We start from the raw sequence: 6,133 nt of genomic DNA, 5'->3' as shown, positions 1-6,133 counted from the left end.
GACGCACCGTGTCTTCGTGCTTCGTGGCCGGCTGATAGGTCTGGCGCCAGACGTTCGGCCTGTAGACGCCACCACTATTGCGGCAGACACGGCGCACCCCTGAAAACGTTATTCTGGAGAACAAAACTTATGTCAACTCATGACATTAGTGCCGGAAACCTCGGCAGGGTCGTCAGTACCGGCGCATCGGCGACGGTCAGCAATGCAGAGCTGGTTGCCCGCCTGGAGCGGATGCCAATTACCCGTCAGTTACTGACGATTCGCGTGGTAGTGGGGCTCTCTACCTTCTTTGATGCCTATACGGTACTGGCGATCGCTTTCGCTATGCCGCAGCTTGCGGCCGAATGGGGATTAAGTGCGGCGGATATCGGCATGATCATCGCCGCTAGCTATGTCGGGCAACTGGTCGGTGCGGTGTTTTTTGGTTCTTTAGCCGAAAAGATCGGTCGGCTCGGGGTCTTGAAGATCACCATCATCCTGTTTGTGATTATGGATACCGCCTGCCTTTTTGCCTGGAGCGGTGCCTCCATGATGGTGTTCCGCTTCCTGCAAGGGGTTGGCATCGGCGCGGAAGTCCCTGTGGCCAGTTCCTACATCAACGAGTTTGTCGGCGCGAAAAAGCGTGGGCGTTTTTTCCTGCTGTATGAAGTTATTTTCCCGATTGGCATGATGTTCGCCGGGATTGCCGGATACTTTCTGGTTCCTGTTTATGGCTGGAAAGCAATGTTCATCGTGGGGCTGATTCCTTCCATCATCACGGTGCCGCTACGCTGGTTTATGCCGGAATCACCGCGCTGGCTGGCGGCCAAGGGGCGTTTCGCCGAAGCGGATTCGGTGGTGACGAAACTGGAAAATGACGCTATCCGTCGCGGCTGTACGCTGCCGGAGCCGGTGATTCGCCAGCCCTTAGGGCAAACGGCCGCTCCGCGTGGGTGGCGTGAACTGTTTTCCGGCATTTACCGCAAACGCACCTTTACCATTTGGATCCTGTGGGTTTGCGGCTACATGATCAACAACGGCCTAGTGACCTGGTTGCCGACGCTCTATAAAAAGGTTTTCGGTCTGCCGATAGAAACGGCGCTGGCGTATGGCTGGACGACGTCGGCATTCGGCGTGCTGGCATCGATTATCTGTGCGCTGTCTATCGACAAGGTGGGGCGCAAGCTCTGGTATACGACGGCGTTTCTGCTGGCCATTATTCCGCTGGTGACATTAACGGTGCTGGGTGCAACCGGCCCGTTACAAATCCTGATTTGCGCGACGGCGGCGTATGCCATCCTGCAAACCATTACCTTCTCGCTTTACCTTTATTCTTCAGAACTTTATCCGACACGGCTGCGGGCCATCGGCACGGGTCTGGGGAGCGCCTGGCTCAGAGCCGGTTCGGCGGTGGGGCCGATGTTGGTCGGTGCGATCGTCGGCAATTTCGGTATCCGCTACGTGTTTGTGTCCTTTGCGTTGGTTGCGCTGATCGGCGGTGTGGTGACTTTGCTGTACGCCATTGAGACGAAAGGGAAAGCCCTGGAGGAACTGTCACCGTAGCCATTCCTGTGCGCCCGCATTCCGCTGGGCGGGCGCATGTCGGCGGAGATAACTGCGTGAAGTATTGAGTCATCGGGGTGAAATATGAAACTGGCAAGTTTTATTGCAGAAGAGAAAGAGCGTTACGGTTTGAAAGTCGCATCAGGCATTGTCGACCTGGGGCGGCGTCTGGGGGGAAAATATTCCGATTTGCGAATGCTGATTGAACATGACGCATGGCATGAGGCAAGAAGATTTATTCATGAGCCGCCGGATTATCAGGAGGACGATGTGACTTTTATGCCGGTCATCAGCAACCCCGGAAAAATTTTTTGTGTCGGTATGAATTACGCCGAAAAACGGGCGGAATTTGCGGAATCAGATCCGGCGCCGACGTTATTTATCCGTTTCCCGGATTCACAGGTCGGTCATAATTGCGGAGTGCTGAAACCTTTGCAAACGGAACAATTCGACTATGAGGGTGAATTGGCGATCGTGATAGGAAAACCGGGCAAGGGAATTACGGCTGCTCATGCTTTTGAATATATTGCCGGGTACAGTTGTTATATGGATGGTTCGGTGCGGGACTGGCAGCATAGCTGGTTTACCGCAGGTAAGAACTGGCGCCGAACCGGGGCGTTCGGTCCCTGGTTAGTCACCCGGGATGAGATACCTGAGCCACAGAACCTGCATATTCACACCCGGCTAAACGGCCGGACGGTTCAGAGCGATAATACCTCCAGCATGATTCATCCTATCCATGAGCTGATTGAGTACATCAGTACATTCAGTGCATTATCGCCAGGTGACGTGATTATTACCGGTTCTCCCGGCGGCGTTGGGAAAAAACGTAATCCGCCTTTGTTCCTACACGGTGGGGATATTGTGGAGGTTGAAATAGAAGGAATTGGTTGCCTGCATAATGTGATTGAAGATGAAGGCGCCAAGGTGTCGGAGATGATCGTGGCGATGTGATGACGGTCATGTTTATCCGTTGACGCCGAGTGCCGGATAGGGAGAAAGCATGCCTGTCCGGCTTTTCATTATGTTATGACGAATAATTGATCCCAATAAGGTGATTTAATGCCGATGTCTTTTTAAACCTATTACGAGCTTTATCTTTAAATGAAAATAAACGTGATAAATGTGAATGTCGTATAAAAATGAATAAACAATATTAAGCATCCTGTGTGACGTGACGATAATTTCTTGCGTGTTATGCAATTTTTGATGAATTCTGGTGAGGATGTAAATGAATATTCTAAATAGGATGATGAATAAGATGAAAGTATCGCAAAAGCTCTATGGCGGCTTTGCGATAGTTCTGGTTCTGGTGATTATCGCTTCGGGATTTGGCGCTGTCCGTTTTTTTGCGATTCGCGATCTTTATGTAAAAACAATCATAATGAACGACATGAATCATTATCTTGATCAGTCCAAAATCGCACGAATCAAATATTTCTTTTCCTTTGATGAAACCAACCTGACCAATCTGGTGAATTACAGCAATCAGGTCGTCGAACAGATCAATAAGGCCAAGGCATTGTCGTGGGAGACGGAATACTCCGCATATTTTAGTGCCCTGGATCTGGATATGAAGCAGTATTGGCAGGATCTGGATGTCGAAAAAGCGGCCCTGAACAAAGTCAAGGATGTCAATAAAACGATCGATGCGTTGAGCGGCGGCAATAGCCTGGCGGGCTTTGCGAATGGGGGCATCCTGAAGCCCGACGAGACCGACCTGCTGACGAAACACAATAGTGTGCTGCTGGCGATATTTAAGCTGTCCAACAGTACGCAAATTCTGCAACGTGTGGGCAATGCGGATGCGCTGAAGAATCAACAGGCCAGCTATGACGAGGCTCGAAAAGCTTACGCCGATCTGGCCGCCGCACTCGACGACGAACGGAAGGCCAAAACGGTGGAAATGGCCAGATATATCGACAGCTATGGTCAGGCCGGCAAACAATATTTTGATGCACTGACCAGCATGAAGGCTACGGACGTCAAATTCCGTGCCACAGGCGACAAAATCACTGCGGATATCGCAAGCATCGTCGGCAGCATCGATGCGAAAAATAGCGCCATCATCAACAGTGCGGTATTGCAGGTGACTGTTCTGGGCGTGCTGGCGGTACTGTTCGGTCTGCTGATTTCCTGGTCTGTCACCCGTCAAATTACCCGCCCGATCATGTCCAACCTGAAGTTGGCCGAAACCATCGCCGGCGGCGATCTGACGACGTCGGTAACGGTGGAACGCCATGATGAACTGGGGATGTTGACCGGCGCCATGATGGAGATGACGGTACGCCTGCGTGCGCTGGTGAAGGATATCCGCAGGAGCGTGCATCGGGTATCCGGCGCCTCCGGCGCGATCGCCGCAGGCAATAATGACCTGTCATCGCGCACGGAACAGCAGTCGTCCGCCATTGTTGAGACGGCCGCCAGTATGGAACAACTGACGTCGACGGTGAAAAACAACGCGGACAACGCTCGTCACGCCAGTCAGATCACCGGCAAGGCTTCCGAGATCGCCAACCGTGGCGGCCAGATCATCCGGGATGTGGTTAACACCATGACTGACATTTCCGGCAGTTCGAAAAAGATTTCTGATATCACTTCGGTCATTAACAGCATTGCGTTTCAGACCAATATCCTGGCGCTCAACGCGGCGGTGGAAGCGGCGCGTGCCGGCGAGCAGGGGCGCGGATTCGCCGTGGTGGCCAGCGAAGTGCGTAGTCTGGCGCAGCGCAGTGCTCAAGCCGCCAAAGAGATCGAAGCGTTGATTTCCGAGTCGGTTTCTCGCGTGGACGTCGGCGCGGAGCTAGTGGCGAAAGCCGGAACAACCATGGACGAGATTGTCGAGTCGGTGAACTCGGTTAACAGCCTGATGAGCGAAATTTCGACCGCGTCGGACGAACAGAGCCGGGGGATTTCCCAGATCGGCAGTGCGGTGACGGAGATGGATTCCACCATTCAGCAGAATGCATCGATGGTGCATGAATCTTCTGCGGCGGCCAGTGCGCTGGAAGAGCAGGTGGCGCATCTGGCTGAGCTGATTGCCGCTTTCCGCCTGCCGGACGGCGAAGGTGACGACAGGGATGACGACATCGACGGCGTTCAACGGGCCGCACTGGCTGCTCCCCGCCGGCTATTGCGTTAACGTTGTCGTCTGGCTCCCGGAAAAGCCGGGAGCCGTGTTTTTTGGGGGGAGCCGTCAGCGTTTGAAGGGGGCGCTGGAGCCGCGGGGGATCAGGCTCGGCATGACCCGGCGGATGGCTGCCTCGCCGCCTGGCGACGACAGCAGTTGCTCTAGCGCCAGCGAAGCGACGTGATCCAACGGAATATGCACCGAGGAGAGCGGAACCGGCAGGCGGGCGACCAGCGGAATATCGTTATATCCCACCAGCGACAAATCCTGGCCGATTGTTAGGCCGACGCGGTGCGCGGCGGCCATCACACCGATCGCCAGGTCGTCATTGATGGCGAAAATAGCACTGGGGCGATGTGCCGGCGTCAGCAGGGCTAACCCTTCCGTTTCCCCAGACTCAATGCCAAAACCGGATTCGCGGATCCATTCGTCACGTATCGTCAGCCCCGCTTCGCGCATGGCGCGCTGAAAGCCCAACCGGCGATCGCGCGCGCCTGAGGTGAAGTTGGGGCCGGCGATCAGGCCGATATCCCGATGACCCAGATCGATCAGATGGCGCGTAGCCAGATAACCCCCTTGTTCGTCGTCGCCGATAGCGGATGGGCTGATACCGTCGGTACGTAGCGCCAGCGCATGGGGGATCTGCTGCTGGCGCAGTTCGGCGGGCAGTTTGTCGCCGAGACGGCTGGTGGCCAGAATCAGCCCATCAACGCGCCGATCAAGCAGCGATTCCACTGCCTGCTTTTCCTGTGCGGGATCATCGCCGCAGGTAGCGACGATGGTGAAATACCCTTGTTTTTCCGCGGCGCGCACAATCGCTTCGTACAGCAATGCCATCACCATGTCGCTCAAGCGCGGTACCAGTACGCCGAGGGTGCCGGTACCGCCGCGGCGCAGGCTGGAAGCCATGATGTCCCGGCGATATCCCAGCTCCTGGGCCACCTGCCGCACCCGTTCCGCGGCTTTGCTCCGGGAAGGGGGCAAACGTTCGTCCAAAACGCGCGACACGGTGGATATGCTGACGCCAGCTGCCGTCGCCACGTCTTGCAGGGTTACGGGTTTACTGCCCAATTTACGGTTTGCGCCATGTGGTGAAAATGCGTTCGAATCCATGTCGTCCTTAGCGTAGTCAGTAGGGAAGTCTCAGGTCGGTTCCGTTAGGGGAAACCGCGGCCGCTCGCCTTGTACCCAGATTATGAAACTTACGGCCAGCATAGAAATGAGCGTCGTCATAATCATGTAAAAGGAGGAAGGCTGCCGGGATATCGGGATTATTATCGCCTGTTTTACATGCGGTTATTATGGAGCGGGTCTGGTGAATTGGCTATGTTTTTGGCATGTCGACATAGTCGCCACGCGGCCTGGATGGCGACGACGGCCCTGAATATCGCTCCAGGGCCGGGGGGTAATCAGCAGACGGCATGGATTCATGAGGATTGCCGCCTGCAGTGAACGCGAGCG

The 6,133-nt window shown here is 55.1% G+C and carries 4 protein-coding genes; 3 read left to right on the top strand and 1 reads right to left on the bottom strand.

Going from position 1 to position 6,133, the window contains the following annotated elements; translation table 11 throughout:
- Nucleotides 1–129 precede the first annotated feature (129 nt).
- From HEP82_RS19575 to HEP82_RS19565, 3 genes are all read left to right on the top strand, one after another.
- The gene (locus tag HEP82_RS19575) at nucleotides 130–1,542 is read left to right on the top strand and encodes an MFS transporter (RefSeq protein WP_192459580.1); all 1,413 of its coding nucleotides are present in this window, start codon (nucleotides 130–132) and stop codon (nucleotides 1,540–1,542) included.
- 84 nt (nucleotides 1,543–1,626) lie between these two features.
- Nucleotides 1,627–2,496 carry a fumarylacetoacetate hydrolase family protein gene (locus HEP82_RS19570; protein WP_192459579.1) on the top strand — a complete coding sequence of 290 codons (870 nt, stop codon included), beginning with the start codon at nucleotides 1,627–1,629 and terminating at the stop codon, nucleotides 2,494–2,496.
- 307 nt (nucleotides 2,497–2,803) lie between these two features.
- Nucleotides 2,804–4,684, top strand: coding sequence for a methyl-accepting chemotaxis protein (locus HEP82_RS19565; protein ID WP_269150433.1), 1,881 nt, complete (start codon nucleotides 2,804–2,806; stop codon nucleotides 4,682–4,684).
- A gap of 54 nt (nucleotides 4,685–4,738) precedes the next feature.
- Here the strand turns inward: HEP82_RS19565 and HEP82_RS19560 are convergent, their stop codons facing one another.
- Nucleotides 4,739–5,785, bottom strand: a complete 1,047-nt coding sequence (locus tag HEP82_RS19560; protein ID WP_192459577.1) for a LacI family DNA-binding transcriptional regulator — start codon at nucleotides 5,783–5,785, stop codon at nucleotides 4,739–4,741.
- Nucleotides 5,786–6,133 lie beyond the last annotated feature (348 nt).

This window comes from Musicola keenii, assembly GCF_014855505.1.
GTDB classification, from domain to species: Bacteria; Pseudomonadota; Gammaproteobacteria; order Enterobacterales; family Enterobacteriaceae; genus Musicola; species Musicola paradisiaca.
The sequence above is the reverse complement of the archived record's forward strand: the minus strand, read 5'-3'. Positions and strand labels throughout refer to the sequence as shown.